We start from the raw sequence: 14,703 nt of genomic DNA on the forward strand, positions 1-14,703 counted from the left end.
CTACCCATCGTCTTCGCGATCTATCTTGAGGTGAGCCATCGCCGGGTTCTCCGGATCAAATTCGTGGACGAATCGGAGGAGTCGTTGGACCGCATCAGGGTCCTGCTCGACGTTCGCGATGTAGTGAATCATCCCCTGGAGCGCCTCGTTCTGCTTGTGGTAGTCCCAGAGTCGAAGCTGGTTCATCAGACCCTCTTCGGTGATCACTTCGACATCTGATTCTTCGAGCGTCTCTCGGGCATCGTTCTCGATGTCGCGGACGAGTGCGATCGTAACGGCCGTGGTCTCGCTGGCCTGTTCTATGACAGTCCCGAGCTCGCTTTCCACGTTCGACGAGTCGATATCGAGGTCCTTCACCTCGAGCGAGACCATCAGATCGGGGCCGACGTAGCCGTCGATATCCCCGTAGCGGTGTTGGCGAGAGGATCCCGTGTGAACCTTGTCGACGCGGATCGACAGATGCGGCCACTCCGCCTTCATGTAGCCGTAGGCGAGCGCCTGAAACGCTAATCCACCCTCTTCCTCGGGATGGCTTCGAGGGAAGTCGTCCAAGACCTCCACGAACGGAGCGGGAAACGGCGGCTGTCGCGCCGCGAAGTCTTTCGCCTCCAGTTCCTCCAAGGCGAAGTCGAAGATCCGTTGTGCCGCCTCGTACCGACCGCGTCGCGACAGGCCGAACGCGGGCTCCAACATCGCCTCGTACCGTTCCCACTCCCCGGTATAGTGCGGCGACGCGCTCGGGAAGTTCGAGCGGAGTAACTCCTCTCTGAACAGGTCGGTCACGTACTCGTGGACCGAGCGAATACCGTACTTCTCCCCGTCGTGTTTCAGCGTCAGCGTAGATTTGACCGCCGCCTGGTCGTAGCGATCGAGGATCGTGTCGGTGTTCATGGACGGTTCCAACTCCGCGAGTCGTTCGTCCGATTGCGAGATCTGCTCGGCGATCATCATGAACGCGAGTGCCAGCCCGAGCGATCCCTTCGACGAGGAGAACTCATCCCGGACCTCGTCGAGGAGCGATCCGACGAGGTTCTCTTCGCCCTCGGTTAGTTGGCGAGGCCCTGCTTCGTCTCCACCGGTCTTCGGATCGTAGCCCTCGGGGAAATACGTCGCGAGAAACCGGGCGATCGCCTCGTCTTCGCCCTCGGTTCGGTCGGTCACACCCGATCACACCTCCCGGGAACAGCAGACGGAATTCCGCAGGAGTATCGCGATTTCACACCTAGCGAAACGAGACAGGTTACTTAAAATCAGTTATTATCGTACCGTCTACTCTGCGGCCGTGACAGGATACCCGCCATTGAGTCAACACTCTTCGTAAGCGAATCGTTAAGTGCGAAGTCGCCCGATTTCGGCGCAGATGGGAGATTCCGACCTTACCTACGTGGACCTCTTCGCTGGCGCCGGAGGACTCTCTGTCGGGCTGGAGAACGCTGGGTTCGAACTACTCCACGCGGTCGAGGTCGACGAGGACGCCCGGGCGACGTTCGCTCACAACAGGGCGAGCCTCGAACCGAAGGAGATCAGTACCGATATCAGAGATATCCCTCGCGACCAGATCGTCGACGCGGTCGGCGCGGAGACGGTCGACCTCGTCGCCGGCGGTCCACCCTGTCAGGGATTTTCCGAGGTCATCAGCCCCGACGGCTCCGACGATCGGAACCACCTGTTCGAGAACTTCATCGACTGGGTCGACGTGCTGCGCCCGAAGGCGGCCCTGTTCGAGAACGTCCGCGGGATGCGGAATACCGCCGACGGCGAGTTCTTCGAGGCCGTCGAGGGGTCGTTCGACAACCTCGGGTACGAGGTCACACATCGCGTCGTCACGTCCTCGGACTTCGGTGTCCCGCAGCACCGACGACGCCTCATCGTGATCGCCTCCGAGAAGGGGAGCATGACCAACCCGTTCGAGGGGTTCGAGATCGACACGATCGGGACGCCCGGCGTGATGGACGGGATCGGCGACCTCCCCGAGGTCGGACCGGGCGAGGAGAAGACCGAGTACGTGCAGGAGCCGGAGACGGTCCTGCAAACGGATCTCCGCGGCGACACCGACGAGCTGAGTTCGCATATCGCGGCGAACCACCAGAGCGACATGGTCGAGATGATCTCGCATATCTCCGACGGCGGGAACCGCGACGAGATCCCGGACGAACTGCAGCCGTCCTCGGGCTATCACAACTCCTACTCGCGGCTCAAGTCCGACGAGCCGGCGGTCGCGATCACCTCCAACATGTCGAAGCCGTCGAGCGCTCGTTGTATCCACCCGTTCCAGCACCGCGGCCTGACACCGCGTGAAGGCGCACGGCTTCAGACGTTCCCGGACTCGTACCGGTTCAAGGGCGCACTCGGCGCGCAGCGGAAGCAGATCGGCAACGCCGTCCCGCCGTATCTCGCTGAGGCCGTCGGCTACTTCCTGAAGGACTCAGTGTACGAGCTCGAGCTCTCCGATTGCGATCGCACACGGATGCAGTTGCTCAGGTGCGGGGCGCTGACAATCGAGGAGTACGAGGAGCGCGCCGACGAGATCGGCGGGTTCACGCAGCAGGCGACGTTCGATATGGCGGACTGACTGCGCTTCACGTTCAGTTTCACTCCGCCCATGGCTCGCCCTCTTAGGGGACTCGTGCGTTGCCTAGGAGAAGAATGCGCGAGATCCAACTCGACGAGCAGACCGACCGGTGGCGCTACACCTGCCCACGGGGGCACCGAAGTTGGGAGCCGACGAACAACCACTTCTGGTGTGCGGAATGCGCTCGACAGCAGGGCTTGGATGGTGTGTTCCACGAACTTCGGGACGCGAAAGACCACGAGTTGCTGAGTCGCGACGAAGTGCGGCTAATCACTTCCGCCGGCCACTATCGCGACGTACACGGTGAGGAGGCAGTGTAGGAGGCGGTAAGCCAGCCGATATCCGAACTCGACGGCAACTACTTCCACCGCGCGTCCAAGGCTCGGCCCTATCATCACCCCGTCCGGTTGATCTGTTGATGTCGAAGACGACGACGGAGAACCACGGGACGTTCACACACATCAAAGGCGAACTGGCGTGGACGCTCGCCGAATTCCGGTCGCCGAGCGACGCGGTCGCGATGACCCAGCACCTCACTGATGCCGACGAAGGGCGCTTCGAGCTGCTCGGGCTCGTCAACGACTGCGAGGTCGCGCTCTACTGGGACTACTTCTGGAACCACGTCGTCGCTGCCGGGGTCGATGCGGACGGCGTCGACGATCTCGTTCGGGATGTACCTGAGGAGATTCGCTACCGACGCCGGCTACCAGCTGCTTCGCGACCGTATCGACCTGCTCGCAGACGCGGTCGTCGGGGGTGGTGAGGCGTGAGCGCGGCCGAGTCAGCGATGCTCGTCGATCCACGCGCACCACGCCTGGAAGTCGTCCGCACCGCATTGGTCCGCGATGGATCGCAGGGTTCCGATGGCGATCTCGTCGTGCATCGGGACGTCGACCAACCGGACCTCGCCCGTGTCGGAGTTCTCGTACCGAAGTCGGACGTGACTCCCCTTCCGGTGGACGGGCGCCCAGCCGAAGCTCGTGAGTACGGAAATGACCTCCCGCCCGGAGAACACCGTCCGCAGTTACTGGAGGAAGTCGGGAAGTTCGCCGTTCTCGTCGCGCGCAGCCTCGACATCGTCGGGGTCGATCCCGAGTTCGTCGGCAAGGAAGGCGTCGGGGTCCTCGATCGGCTCGCCGCCGCCCTCCTGGAGTGCCAGCACCTCCGCGAGTTGGGACAGCGCCTCGGCCTTCGTCTCGCCGCCCCGGGCGAGTCCGGTTTCGAGGTCGCGGGCCGTGATCGAGCCGTCGTCCTCGACGAAGAACTCCACCCCGGATTCGTGGTTTTTGTCGGCCGCGCTTGCCATACCTGCGATTCGCATAGCCGGCGGATAAGCGTTCGGTCAGCCTTCGCCGTCGAAATCGTCGTCTCTCACCGGTCGAAGTCATTCGCATCCTGATACTCGTCAAGTCGATTCAGGCCGGCCAAGTGACCCATCCTCTCGTCGCCCACGGATACCCCGCAGACCTCGGTAGGATCGCGTTTCGAGCGACGCGGCCGCGGTTCGGTCGCCCTACCGTGACGTATCAGTGTTATAACTTTTTATCGGTCGTTCGAACGCCGAAATCGACACGTCCGCGGTCGGGCGTGCGACACCATCATGCCGCATTCGGACCCATCGCTTCACCGACCGAGTACGCGACGCCTCGTTGACACGGCCGGCCCTCCCGAACACGAACGAGGGACGAACGAATGACCGAGGACGGTCCCGTCCGCTCGCCGCTCCCGTCCATCGCTGCGGTGGTGCTCTGTGTCGTGCTCGCGGCGGGGGTCGTCGGCGTCTCCGGCGCCGTCGGGACCATCGACACCGTCGAGAGCGCCAACGTCGGCGTGCTCGGACTCGACGGGGGCGAGGAAGCCTCCCTTGCCGACCGCGACGCCGTTCGGGCGGCCCCCGACCGCGGCGGCGTTCCGAACGAAAACACGTCGACGCTCGAAGTGATCGCCGCCGAGGGCGACCGGTTCAGCTACCGTATCGTCGTCGAGGGCGACGCCACGTCGACCGTCGTCGACGGCCACTCCGCCGACCGCGACGACACGATCCGCTACGACGGCGACGGAACGGTCACGATCGCCGGCCAGACCGGCGACGGAGCCGGGGACGCCTACCTCGTGACCGGCGAGATCCGCTCCGTACAGGTGATCGGCAACGCCTCGCCGTACCGAATCGAGCGAAACGACGAGGACGTGACCGGTAGCCTCCCGACCGCCGAAAGCGACGGTGACGCCGGGGATGCCGGAGACGCCGACGGCGAGACCGACGGTGACGGAGTCGATGAGGACGAACCCGAGGCGGCTACTCCCGCCCCGGGCGACGGGGACGAGGACGCCGGGGCGGATCCGCCCGACGACGCCCGCACCGAGACTCCGGAAGACGACACCGAAACGCCGGAGAGTACGACAGAACCGCCCGCTGACGAAACCGAGACGCCCGAGACCACGACTGAACCCTCCGCGGACGAAACGGAACCGCCCGAGCGTACGATGGAACCACCCGCGGACGACACCGAAACACCTGAGCAACCGGACGAGACGCCGGAGTCCGAGGACGACCCGGAGCAACCTGACGGGACCCCTGACGGCACACCCGCCCAGCCCGACAACGCGCCCGACCGCGAGATCGACTCCTGCACGGTCGTCGACGAGCCGGGGCGATACGAGCTGACCGAGGACCTCGCGGCCGACGGCGACGGCGTCTGTCTCCACGTCCGCGCCCCGGACGTGGTCCTCGACGGGAACGGGAACACGATCGCCGGCGACGGGAGCGAGGACTCGATCGGGCTCCTCGTGCTCAACGGCACCGTCGGCACCGGGGATGTGGGCGACCCGCTGACGAACGTGACGGTGCGCGACGTGGGCGTCACGGGGTTCGACACCGGCGTCCAGGCCGGGTCGTTCGACGCGGTCGGGACGAGCCTCACGCTCGTCGGGGTCGACGCCTCCGGCAACGCGGGTGCGGGCGTCTACTTCAACGAGGTGGACGACTCGACGCTTCGCGAGATCACCGCGAACGACAATCGCCACGGCGTCCTCCTGTGGGAGACGTACGACATCGAGGTGCGCGGGCTCGCCGTCGAGGACAACGACGCGCAGGGCCTGTATCTCGCACAGAACGTCGGCCGGAGCACGTTCTCGGACGTGCGCGCCGTCGGCAACGGCGCGGGCGACGGCGGCGCGGCGATCCGCCTCAGCACCGACGTGGAGGGCAACGTCATCGTCGACAGCGTCGTCGCGGACAACGACGGCCCCGGGATCGCGTTCTCCGACAGCGGCGACAACGTGATCCGCGACACGACGATCGAGGACAACGCCGCTCCCGGCGTCGTCGGCGACTACCCCGGCGGCGACCGACTGGAGCGAGTCGCCCTCCGCGGGAACGGCGACCGGCAACTCAGCGTCGAGCGCGGCGCGTTCGGCGTGACGGCGGTCGCCGTCGGCGACGGCGTGACCGTCTCCTTCGCCGACGGCATCGCCGACCTGGGGCTGAACGGCGACGACCCGTACGAGTTCGACACGGTCGAGCGCGCCTCCCTACCCGGTGACCCGCCGGGGACGCCCGCCGCCGACGAGGCGCTGTCGGTCTCGGGGGCGACCGTCCCGACGGAACTCTCGTTCGAACTCGACGGGACGGCCGACTCGAAGGCCGTCGACCTCTGGCGGTACGACGGCGATGGCTGGACCCGCGTCGCCGACGGTAGCGTCACGGACGGGCAGTTCACGGCCACGGTCGAGGCTGTCGGCGTCCTCGTCCCGCTCGAATCCGCGGACGAGTCCACGACACCGGACGAACCGGAGGGCGACGGGACGGAGACGCCGACGGGCGACGAAACGGGAACGGAGACGCCGACGGGCGACGCCGGAACGGAAACTGAGGCGCCCCAGGATGATGCAACGGAAACGGATACGCCGGGAAGCGACGATGACGGGACCGAGGCGGCCGACTCGGGGACCGAAACGTCAACACCCGAGGCGGACGACGCGAGGGCCACTCTAGCGCCCGACGACGGCGAGTCCGGATCCGACGGGACGGAGACCGCGACGCCGACTCCCGACCCCGAGGGAACGGAACCGCCCGACTGACCGTCGACCGACGGCGGGGACTGAGTCGAGAGAGTCCGAGAGTCGATCGACGCCCGGCAGCGGTATGAGTCGGGGGAGGCGGACCGAGCACGGGGGTCGTCGAGGATCGGACGGTCGCCGACAAGGGTACGTCGCGAAAACGGGTGACGGATGGAACGTCACCCGTGGGGCCGAACCCGGATCGGCCGCGCCGGGGGGCGCGGCCGCGGTGGATGCGATGCGATGGCGACCCGCCGGAGTGGGGGGCCAGTTCGGCGGTCGTCCGAGGGGCGTCGATCGGCGCGTGATGTCGCCGGGATCGAGCGCGTCTCGGTCGCTACTCGCGTCGAGGGAGGCGACAAACCCCGTCCGCGAGCGATCGATACGAGGCTCGACTCGACTATTGTTATCACCCGTATATCTCCACCAATCTGAGTGACGTTTTCTGGTCGCGTGACGGACGTGCTACCCCCCCGGGGAACGGGCGTCGTCGTTCCGGGCGTCGGCGACGGCCGCTCACGCCGTCGTCGCGTGAAAAATCGGGGACCGGACCGGCTGGTCCGGCTCCGCTGCCGTGGTGTCCATGTTGGGCCAGTGGCGACCCTCGGCCGGTCCGAACCGCCGCACGTCGCCGTGGGGTCTCGCGGCCGGCGCGGGGCCACACCGCCGCGAGCGAACGGTTCACGTGTCGCTAGCCGTATTGTAATCGATAGAATAACCGGAGATATATTCCGTGTTTTCGGGGTGCGCCGTTCCGGACGCGGTCGCGACGGCGACGGACCGGCTCGGTGACGGAACGGTTTTGACGCGTCCGCCCCCGCCGTACGACGTGCGACGGGACGTTCACGGCACGACCGTCGTCGGCGTCGCTGTCGGCCCGGAAACCCGCTGTGCCCACTACGACGGACCGACGGACGTGATCGCCCTGCGGCTCGGCTGTTGTGAGCGGTTCGTCCCGTGCGTCGAGTGCCACGACGCCGTCGCGGACCACGGATCCGAGCCGTGGCCCCGCGACCGGTTCGACGAGCCCGCGGTGCTGTGTGGTGCCTGTGGCGCGACGCTATCCGTCGAGGAGTATCTGGACACCCAGTTCGCCTGCCCGGAGTGTGAGGCCGCGTTCAACCCGGGCTGCGCGGCTCACTACGACCGCTACTTCGAGGGTGTCGAACCGAACCGAACCGATCGTAGGCGGCGGGACCGAGATCGTCGCCGATGATATGGGTCTCGGCGTCGGCGACCGCGGTCGCCGAGCTTCCTGCCGCCGGGTCTACACGTTGATCTTCTCGGCGAACTTCTCGCGCACCTTGTCGATCTTGGGCTGAGCGTGCATCGAGCAGTAGGCGTCGTTCGGGTTCTTCGCGAAGTAGTCCTGATGCTTCTCCTCGGCGCGGTAGAACGTCTCCAGGGGTTCGAGTTCGGTGACGACCTCGTCGTCGTAGCCGCCCTCCTCGTCGAGCGCCTCGATGTACGACGCGGCGATCTCGCGCTGGTCGTCGTCGTGATACAGCACGATCGACCGGTACTGGGTCCCGACGTCCGGCCCCTGCCGGTTCAACTGGGTCGGGTCGTGGACGGTGAAGAACACCTCCAACAGCTCCTCATAGCTGATGACATCGGGGTCGTACGTCACCTGCACGACCTCCGCGTGGCCCGTCGTCCCCGAGCAGACCTCGCGATAGGTTGGGTCCTCGGTGTGACCGCCGGCGTAGCCGGACGTGACGTCGTCGACGCCGTCGATCTCCTCGAAGGCCGCCTCGATACACCAGAAGCAGCCGCCGCCGAACGTTGCGCTCTCGGTCATACCCTCGATCAGGGGCGCGACGGGTATGTACCTTGCCTGCCGGCGGGAGGTCCGTCGCCAGCCCCACCGTCGTCATCGGGTTCGCCGGGCGCCGACGAGGAACGCCGGGTTTCGCGTACCGCGGCGCTCGAACACCGTGTCGGCCACGAACGCCAACTCCCAGCCGCGGTCCGGGGTGAACAGATCGCGCAGGTCCGCCCGCGACAGCGACGCCCAGGTGGGAGCCACGTCGTCGCCGCGGGCGTCACACACGAGGAAGTACCACCCGTCCGGGCGCAGCGTCCGCCGGATCGCCTCGGTCGCGAGCCGACGTTCGGCCGGCCCGAGACAGTGCAACATCGCGGAGTCGACGACCGTATCCGCGGTCACGCCGAGCGCGTCCAGTCGAAGCGCGTCCCACACGAGGAAGTGGGCGCGGATGCGTCGCCAGCGTGCCTTCTCCCGGGCCTGCCGGATCGCCGTCGGCGCCACGTCGACGCCGAGCACCTCGTGGCCCCGCCGTGCGAGAAACAGCGACAGCTCCCCGGTGCCGCAGCCGACCTCGATCACCCGTCGGCCGATCCGGCCGGCCTCCGCCAGCGCCACGAACGCGCGCTGCGGGCGACCGATGTCCCAGTTGGGCGAGGCGTCCCGGTAACTGGCGTCGAAGCCGTAGGCGGCCGCGGGGTTGACGTAGTCGAGCCCCGGGTCCGTCGTCGCCGACATACCCGTGCGTCGGCGCCGGTGATGTTAGTTCCCGGCGACGAATCCACGCGTCACAGACCGGCGAGCAACCGTCGGAGGAAGCGATCCTGGTTCGGGAGGTCCTCGCGCTCGGCGCGGTCCTCCGACAGCGCGAGCCACCGCAACACCACCACGAGGTCGTGGTCGGGGTCGACCCAGACGACGTTCTGCCCATGGCCGAGCATCGCGTACGCCGATTCGGGCGCCGACGGCCACAGCGTCCGGTCGGTGTTGAGCCACAGCAAGAACCCGTAGTTCGGGTTCACCTCGCAGGGCGCGGTCGCGGCCTCGACCCATTCCTCGGAGAGGAGTCGGTCGTCTCCCCAGCGTCCGCGGTTCAACAGCAGGTGACCCGCCCGCGCGAGGTCACGCGCCGAGCCCCAGAAGCCGCCGCCCCAGTGGCCGCCGCCGGAGACGGACTTCATCGTCCGCCCCTCGATCTCCACGTCGGAGTTGTGATAGCCGTGCCACTCCCAGGTCCGGGTCGCCCCCGCGGGATCCACCACCTCGTGGGCGAGCACGCGCGGGAGGGGCTTCGCCCACAGGCGCAACAGGGACAGCGCGAGCCGGTTGATCCGCACGTCGTTGTACTCCCAGTGGGTTCCCGGGTCCGCCAGGTCGCGGTGTTCCCCCTTCCCCGGGCCCCCGGTCTTGCCGACGCCGCGGTTGCGGTCGATGCTGTCCGGGCGGTCGAACAGCGTCCCCTCCCACTCGCTGGTCTGCTGGAGGAGATGGCGCCAGGTGATCGGCGCGTTCTGAGCGGAGTCGAAGCCGCCGTCGTCCGCGTGCCCGCGGCTCTCGGCGACGCGCTCGTCGAGCTCGAACAGCCCGCGGTCCCAGGCGGCCCCCGCGACGATCGAGAGGAACGACTTCGCGACCGAAAAGGAGTGGTCGACGCGGCGGGTGTCGCCCCACTCGGCGACGAGCTTCCCCTCCTTCAGAATCAGGCCGGCTGGGCCGCCGCGGCGGTCGGGCATCGGGCCGAGCGTGTAGCCCAACTCGCCCTCGGACTCGTCCCACGGTTCCTGGTTCGAGAAGTCGTACGCGACCTGCTCGGGCGGCGTGCCGTGCGTCAGGTGGAACTCGACGGCGTCGCGGACGGCGTCGGGGTCGAGGCCGACCGCCTCCGGGTCGACCGGCTCGAACCCCTCGTCGCCGGCGTCGGGAAACTCCATGCGGGGCGGTTCCGCCCGCGGGACAAAAACAGACGGGAGCCGGCGGGCGACGCCGGGGACCGAACGCCCGGGGGTCGATATTGGGCTCGGCGTCCACGCCGCCGCGGGAAACGAGCGGACTTACAAGGACCCTCGCAGAAGTGCGGGGACATGAGCGATCGCGACCCCAGCGACGACAGCGAGGACCCGAACGCCGAGGTCCAGTACCACATCGAGGTCGGCCCCGACGACGTGGCCGACACCGTCCTCCTGCCGGGCAACCCCGAGCGCGTCGACAAGGTGACCGCGCTGTGGGACGACCACGAGGAGGTGGGCCAGCACCGCGAGTACCGAACCGCCACCGGCGAGTACGACGGCGAGGCGCTGTCGGTCACCTCCACGGGGATCGGCTCCCCCTCGGCCGCCATCGCCGTCGAGGAGCTGGCACGCGTCGGCGCGGACACGTTCATCCGCGTCGGCTCCTGCGGCGCCATCCAGGAGGGGATGGACGTGGGCGACCTGGTCATCACCTCCGGCGCCGTCCGCCAGGAGGGCACGAGCAAGGAGTACGTCCGCGAGGACTACCCCGCCGCCGCCGACCACGAGGTCGTCTCGGCGCTCGTGGCGGCCGCCGAGCGCCTCGGCTACGACTACCACGTCGGGATTACCATGTCGGCGGACTCCTTCTACGCCGGGCAGGGCCGCCCCGGGTTCGAGGGGTTCGAGGCCGCCGGCAGCGACGCGCTCGTCGACGAGCTGCGCGAGGCGAACGTGAAGAACATCGAGATGGAGGCCGCCGCGATCGCCACGATCGCGAACGTGTACGGCCTCCGCGCCGGCGCCGTCTGCACGGTGTACGCCAACCGCGTCACCGGGGAGTTCCGCACCGAGGGCGAGTCGCGGGCCGCCGAGTGCGCCAGCCTCGCGGCGGCGTTACTGGCGCGGATGGACGAGGTGAAGCGCGAGGCGGGCGTCGACCGCTGGCACGCCGGGTTGTCGCTCGACTAGTCGCTATCGCCGGAGCGGTGCGGTGCCGCCGAGGTCGCCGGGCCTCGCCGGCGCGGTCGGGGGTCGGATCGGACGCCGAACCGCCCGTTGCTGGCGGTTTCAACACGCATTTATCCACCGCCCGGAAACGCACGGCCATGAGCCAACAGGTCGTCGTTGTCGGAGCCGGGTACGCCGGCGCCGGGACGGTGAAGTCGTTCGAGGACGCTATCGAACCCGGCGAGGCCGAACTGACGTGGGTGTCGGACACCGACTACCACCTCGTGCTCCACGAGGCCCACCGCGTCATCCGCAAGCCGGAGGTCGAATCCAAGGTCGCCATCCCGGTCGAGGAGATCAAAGACGACGACACGAACTTCGTGAAGGGCCGCGTCACGGAGATCGACGCCGACGAGCAGGTCGTCCACACCGGCGACGGCGACGAGATCGACTACGACTACCTCCTCGTCGCCGTCGGCTCGGCGACGGCGTTCTTCGGCATCGACGGGCTGCGCGAGCACGCGCTCACGCTGAAGACGCTCGACGACGCCCGCGAGATCCACCAGGCCGTGAAGGCTGCCGGGCAGGAAGCGACCACGACCGAGCCCGCGAACGTGCTCGTCGGGGGCGCCGGCCTCTCGGGGATCCAGTCGGCCGGCGAGATCGCGGAGTACCGCGACGACCACAAGGCGCCCATCGACATCGAGCTCGTCGAGGGGCTCGACTCGGTGTTCCCGAACAACGACCCCGAGGTGCAGGGCGCCATCCGCAAGCGCCTCGACGAGAAGGACATCGCCGTCTCCACGGGCGAGTTCATCTCGAAGGTCGACGAGCACGCCGTCTACCTCGGCGGCGCCGAGGCGGAGTACTACGGCGAGGACGGCAACGGCGACGCCCCCGCGAAGGAGGACATCGACTTCTCCGAGGACCTCGTGAAGGAGTACGACGTGCTGCTGTGGACCGGCGGCATCACCGGCCAGCCGGAGGTCGAGGACTTCCACCTCCACGCCGACGACCGCTCCAACCGCGTGTACGCCGAGTCGACGTTCGAGACGAGCGACGACAACGTGTTCGCCATCGGCGACACCGCCCTCGTCGAGCAGGGCGACGAGGAGTTCGCCCCGCCGACGGCGCAGGCCGCCTGGCAGGCCGCCGAGGTCGCCGGCGAGAACCTCGCCCGCGCCGTCCGCGGCGCCCCCCTGAAGTCGTGGCGCCACGAGGACAAGGGGACGCTCATCTCGGTCGGCGAGGAGGCCGTCGCCCACGACGTGAAGGCCGCCGGGTTCGAGTCCCCGATCAACACCTTCGGCGGCCCGGCCGCCAAGGCGCTGAAGAAGGCCGTCGCGAGCCGCTGGATCGCCGACGTGTCCGGCTACGGGCGCGCGCTCAACGCCTGGAGCGACATGTGACTCACACAGGATAGTAGCTGCTGACGCGCGTCGCCGTCCGTTCTCGCGGTCCGTTTCGCCCGTCAGCGACGCCGCCGTCGACGCGGGGCTCCGTCATTTCTCGCGGTTGTCGAGGTGCCGGCTCCGAGCGTGGCCGCGCAGCACCTCGAACGTGAACCGCGCGGCCGCTCGCACCCGCTCGCGGAGCCGTTCGAGTCCCCCAGGTTCCCGCTCGGTCGGTCGGTCGTCCGTCATCGGTATCGCCTCGGTTCGGCGTCGTCTCCGTCGGTTCGCGATCGGATCAGTGCTCGGGCGACTCCGAGGGCGCCTCCATCCCGTCGATCTTGAGGATGAGCACCGAGGCGGTGTCGTCCTTCCCGTCGAGGGTGCCGTCGATGACGAGCTTCGACAGCGGCGTCGGTCCGACGCTGACGGAGTCGCCCTCGTGGAAGTCGCGTACCGACCCCTGGACGTGGATCTCCGCGCGGCACAGCTCCGGGTGGTGGACGGACGTGAGGTTGATCTCCTGGACGTTGACGTTGTCGAGGCGCTCGCCCTCGTGGAACAGCGGCGTCGACGCGGGCTCGTCGAGGTTCTGCAGATCCAGCGCCTCGAAGGCGGTCGCGGTCGGCTTGTATCCGCCCTTCGGCCCCGGTACGCCCTCGACCAACTGCAGCGCCTTCAGGCTCTGCATCTGGTTGCGGATCGTGCCGGCGTTTCGCCCGACGGCGTCGGCGATCGTCTCCCCCTTTACCGCGTCCTCCTCCTCGCGGTAGAGGTTCACCAGTTCGTTGAGGATCTTCCGCTGACTGTCGGTGAGTTCGATGGACGACATTTGTTCATGGTCGTCCGGGAACCCGCTTAAAACCACGGACCCGAACCACCCGCGAGGAGGATCCACACACGGCGGCCGGTTGACACTGGAGGCACGCCCGTGATCGCCGGACGGAGAGGGGTCGATCGAGCGGGGTCGCCCGGACCGAACGGTGCCCGATTCGTGTCCAGCACATCAGCCGACCGACACCCCTTTGCCGGCGGCCGAGTCCATCCCGAGTATGAACGACGCACGCGTGCTGGTCACCGGCGGCGCGGGGTTCATCGGCTCGAACCTGGCGAACACGCTGGCGGCCGCCGGCAACGACGTGATCGCGCTCGACAACGGCTACCTCGGGACGCCCGAGAACCTCTCGGCGGACGTGGAGTTCGTCGAGGCGGACGTGCTCGACGAAGATCTCCCGACCGACGTGGATTGCGTGTTCCACCTCGCGGCGCTGTCCTCGCGCCAGATGCTCGAGGAAAACCCCCGACAGGGCGCCCGCGTCAACATCGAGGGGTTCGTCAACGTCGTCGAGCAGGCCCGCGCTGACGGCTGCGACACGGTCGTGTACGCCTCGACTTCCTCGGCGTACGGAAGCCGCACGGAACCGAGCCCCGAGGACATGGACCTGGAGGCGTCGACGGGGTACGACGCGTCGATGCTCGGGCGCGAGCGCTACGCGGAGTACTACAACGACTTCTACGACGACCTGACGTGTGCCGGCGCGCGCTTCTTCTCGGTGTACCAGGGCTACGGCGGCGCCGAGGGGCACAAGGGCGAATACGCCAACACGGTCTCGCAGTTCGCCGACGACATCGCCAACGGCGAGTCGCCGGTGCTGTGGGGCGACGGCACCCAAACGCGCGACTTCACGCACGTCGACGACATCGTCCGCGGGCTGGAGGCGATCGCCGACCACGAGCTGACCGGCGTGTACAACCTCGGGACGGGCGACCCCTACTCGTTCAACGAGATGGTCGAGCTGATCAACGACGCGCTCGGCACCGACGTGGAGCCGGCCTACGAGCCGATACCGCTGGAGAACTACGTCCACGACACCTGCGCCGACATCACGAGGATCCGCGAGGCGACCGGCTGGGAACCTCAGGTCGACTTCGAGGAGGGCGTCCGGCGCGTGTGTGCGCCGTACCTCGACGACGAGTAGGCGAAGAGGGACGACGGCCGGCGGCAGGGAGTTCCGG

15 protein-coding genes are annotated in these 14,703 nt (G+C 67.9%); 7 read left to right on the forward strand and 8 right to left on the reverse strand.

The annotated features are described in order from the left end of the window. Entirely contained in the window at positions 1-1,161 is a 1,161-nt protein-coding gene (locus K6T36_RS03240; RefSeq protein WP_222922576.1) for a hypothetical protein, read from the reverse strand. A 199-nt stretch (positions 1,162-1,360) separates the two neighbouring features. Here K6T36_RS03240 and K6T36_RS03245 point away from each other — a divergent pair, with 199 nt between their 5' ends. Together K6T36_RS03245 and K6T36_RS03250 are read left to right on the forward strand one after the other, a co-directional pair. After that, positions 1,361-2,572 carry a DNA cytosine methyltransferase gene (locus tag K6T36_RS03245; protein ID WP_222922577.1) on the forward strand — a complete coding sequence of 404 codons (1,212 nt, stop codon included), beginning with the start codon at positions 1,361-1,363 and terminating at the stop codon, positions 2,570-2,572. A 418-nt stretch (positions 2,573-2,990) separates the two neighbouring features. Further along, on the forward strand, positions 2,991-3,335 hold the full coding sequence (locus K6T36_RS03250) for a hypothetical protein (protein ID WP_222922578.1): 345 nt from the start codon (positions 2,991-2,993) through the stop codon (positions 3,333-3,335). A gap of 18 nt (positions 3,336-3,353) precedes the next feature. Here K6T36_RS03250 and K6T36_RS03255 read toward each other — a convergent pair whose 3' ends face one another. Continuing rightward, positions 3,354-3,596, reverse strand: coding sequence for a type II toxin-antitoxin system HicA family toxin (locus K6T36_RS03255; protein ID WP_222923343.1), 243 nt, complete (start codon positions 3,594-3,596; stop codon positions 3,354-3,356). Next, complete coding sequence (locus K6T36_RS03260; RefSeq protein WP_222922579.1) at positions 3,597-3,878, reverse strand: type II toxin-antitoxin system HicB family antitoxin; 282 nt, start codon at positions 3,876-3,878, stop codon at positions 3,597-3,599. 386 nt (positions 3,879-4,264) lie between these two features. Here K6T36_RS03260 and K6T36_RS03265 point away from each other — a divergent pair, with 386 nt between their 5' ends. Together K6T36_RS03265 and K6T36_RS03270 are read left to right on the forward strand one after the other, a co-directional pair. After that, complete coding sequence (locus K6T36_RS03265) at positions 4,265-6,652, forward strand: right-handed parallel beta-helix repeat-containing protein (protein ID WP_222922580.1); 2,388 nt, start codon at positions 4,265-4,267, stop codon at positions 6,650-6,652. 808 nt (positions 6,653-7,460) lie between these two features. Continuing rightward, positions 7,461-7,847 (forward strand): CHY zinc finger protein, encoded by a 387-nt coding sequence (locus tag K6T36_RS03270; RefSeq protein ID WP_225935169.1) that lies wholly within the window; start codon positions 7,461-7,463, stop codon positions 7,845-7,847. 51 nt (positions 7,848-7,898) lie between these two features. Here K6T36_RS03270 and msrA read toward each other — a convergent pair whose 3' ends face one another. The 3 genes from msrA to K6T36_RS03285 form a co-directional block, all read right to left on the reverse strand. After that, positions 7,899-8,432, reverse strand: coding sequence for a peptide-methionine (S)-S-oxide reductase MsrA (gene msrA / locus K6T36_RS03275; RefSeq protein ID WP_222922581.1), 534 nt, complete (start codon positions 8,430-8,432; stop codon positions 7,899-7,901). A 72-nt stretch (positions 8,433-8,504) separates the two neighbouring features. Continuing rightward, positions 8,505-9,137 carry a class I SAM-dependent methyltransferase gene (locus K6T36_RS03280; protein ID WP_222922582.1) on the reverse strand — a complete coding sequence of 211 codons (633 nt, stop codon included), beginning with the start codon at positions 9,135-9,137 and terminating at the stop codon, positions 8,505-8,507. A 50-nt stretch (positions 9,138-9,187) separates the two neighbouring features. After that, positions 9,188-10,330: a serine hydrolase domain-containing protein gene (locus K6T36_RS03285; protein WP_222922583.1), complete on the reverse strand. Its 1,143-nt coding sequence runs from the start codon at positions 10,328-10,330 to the stop codon at positions 9,188-9,190. Between the two features lie 150 nt (positions 10,331-10,480). Here K6T36_RS03285 and K6T36_RS03290 point away from each other — a divergent pair, with 150 nt between their 5' ends. Both K6T36_RS03290 and K6T36_RS03295 read left to right on the forward strand, forming a co-directional pair. After that, positions 10,481-11,317: a nucleoside phosphorylase gene (locus tag K6T36_RS03290; protein WP_222922584.1), complete on the forward strand. Its 837-nt coding sequence runs from the start codon at positions 10,481-10,483 to the stop codon at positions 11,315-11,317. Between the two features lie 137 nt (positions 11,318-11,454). Next, positions 11,455-12,705: an NAD(P)/FAD-dependent oxidoreductase gene (locus K6T36_RS03295; RefSeq protein WP_222922585.1), complete on the forward strand. Its 1,251-nt coding sequence runs from the start codon at positions 11,455-11,457 to the stop codon at positions 12,703-12,705. Positions 12,706-12,798: 93 nt separating this feature from the next. Here K6T36_RS03295 and K6T36_RS03300 read toward each other — a convergent pair whose 3' ends face one another. Continuing rightward, entirely contained in the window at positions 12,799-12,939 is a 141-nt protein-coding gene (locus tag K6T36_RS03300) for a hypothetical protein (protein ID WP_222922586.1), read from the reverse strand. Between the two features lie 46 nt (positions 12,940-12,985). Next, positions 12,986-13,519 carry an HTH domain-containing protein gene (locus K6T36_RS03305; protein ID WP_222922587.1) on the reverse strand — a complete coding sequence of 178 codons (534 nt, stop codon included), beginning with the start codon at positions 13,517-13,519 and terminating at the stop codon, positions 12,986-12,988. A 220-nt stretch (positions 13,520-13,739) separates the two neighbouring features. Here K6T36_RS03305 and K6T36_RS03310 point away from each other — a divergent pair, with 220 nt between their 5' ends. Further along, a complete protein-coding gene (locus K6T36_RS03310; protein WP_222922588.1) occupies positions 13,740-14,666 on the forward strand; it encodes an NAD-dependent epimerase/dehydratase family protein in 927 nt (308 codons plus the stop codon). Positions 14,667-14,703 lie beyond the last annotated feature (37 nt).

The organism is Halobaculum roseum (genome assembly GCF_019880245.1).
Lineage (GTDB): Archaea > Halobacteriota > Halobacteria > Halobacteriales > Haloferacaceae > Halobaculum > Halobaculum roseum.

Bases quoted from the DNA above. Each gene is read 5' to 3' on its own strand.
- K6T36_RS03245 (WP_222922577.1), top strand. From the start codon at position 1,361: ATGGGAGATTCCGACCTTACCTACGTGGACCTCTTCGCTGGCGCCGGA.
- K6T36_RS03310 (WP_222922588.1), top strand. From the start codon at position 13,740: ATGAACGACGCACGCGTGCTGGTCACCGGCGGCGCGGGGTTCATCGGC.
- K6T36_RS03260 (WP_222922579.1), bottom strand. From the start codon at position 3,878: ATGGCAAGCGCGGCCGACAAAAACCACGAATCCGGGGTGGAGTTCTTC.
- K6T36_RS03280 (WP_222922582.1), bottom strand. From the start codon at position 9,137: ATGTCGGCGACGACGGACCCGGGGCTCGACTACGTCAACCCCGCGGCC.
- K6T36_RS03300 (WP_222922586.1), bottom strand. From the start codon at position 12,939: ATGACGGACGACCGACCGACCGAGCGGGAACCTGGGGGACTCGAACGG.
- K6T36_RS03285 (WP_222922583.1), bottom strand. From the start codon at position 10,330: ATGGAGTTTCCCGACGCCGGCGACGAGGGGTTCGAGCCGGTCGACCCG.
- K6T36_RS03290 (WP_222922584.1), top strand. From the start codon at position 10,481: ATGAGCGATCGCGACCCCAGCGACGACAGCGAGGACCCGAACGCCGAG.
- K6T36_RS03265 (WP_222922580.1), top strand. From the start codon at position 4,265: ATGACCGAGGACGGTCCCGTCCGCTCGCCGCTCCCGTCCATCGCTGCG.
- K6T36_RS03305 (WP_222922587.1), bottom strand. From the start codon at position 13,519: ATGTCGTCCATCGAACTCACCGACAGTCAGCGGAAGATCCTCAACGAA.
- K6T36_RS03295 (WP_222922585.1), top strand. From the start codon at position 11,455: ATGAGCCAACAGGTCGTCGTTGTCGGAGCCGGGTACGCCGGCGCCGGG.
- K6T36_RS03250 (WP_222922578.1), top strand. From the start codon at position 2,991: ATGTCGAAGACGACGACGGAGAACCACGGGACGTTCACACACATCAAA.
- msrA (WP_222922581.1), bottom strand. From the start codon at position 8,432: ATGACCGAGAGCGCAACGTTCGGCGGCGGCTGCTTCTGGTGTATCGAG.